Origin of the sequence: Paenibacillus sp. CFBP 13594 (genome assembly GCF_014842675.1) — a bacterium.
Lineage (GTDB): Bacteria > Bacillota > Bacilli > Paenibacillales > Paenibacillaceae > Paenibacillus > Paenibacillus amylolyticus_B.
This window is the reverse complement of the sequence record NZ_JACYVQ010000046.1, coordinates 1-268: the sequence shown is the minus strand read 5'-3', so window position 1 is coordinate 268 and position 268 is coordinate 1. Positions and strand designations below refer to the sequence as shown.

At 58.6% G+C, this 268-nt stretch carries 1 protein-coding gene; it reads left to right on the top strand.

Features of this window, described 5'->3' with window-relative positions; genetic code table 11:
- A partial coding sequence (locus IFU39_RS33650; RefSeq protein WP_192136487.1) for a condensation domain-containing protein occupies positions 1–268 on the top strand: 268 nt, incomplete at both ends.

Below are 268 nucleotides of genomic sequence, written 5' to 3'. Positions count from 1 at the left end.
CGGTTCAAACTGGAGAGCGGATGTATACCCTGCACCGATTTGATACACGGGGCTGGGATGAACCGGAGCGTCAGGTCTATGAGGCGGCTACCCGTGTGCAGCAGGCATGTAACCTGGAAGAGGGCAAGCTGGTACAGGTCGGGTGGTTTGAAGCCGAGGACGGAGACCATCTGTTGCTGGCGATTCATCACCTAGTCGTGGACGGGGTGTCCTGGCGAATCCTGCTGGAAGACATGGAAGTGCTGTATCAGCAGGCGGAGCGGGGAGA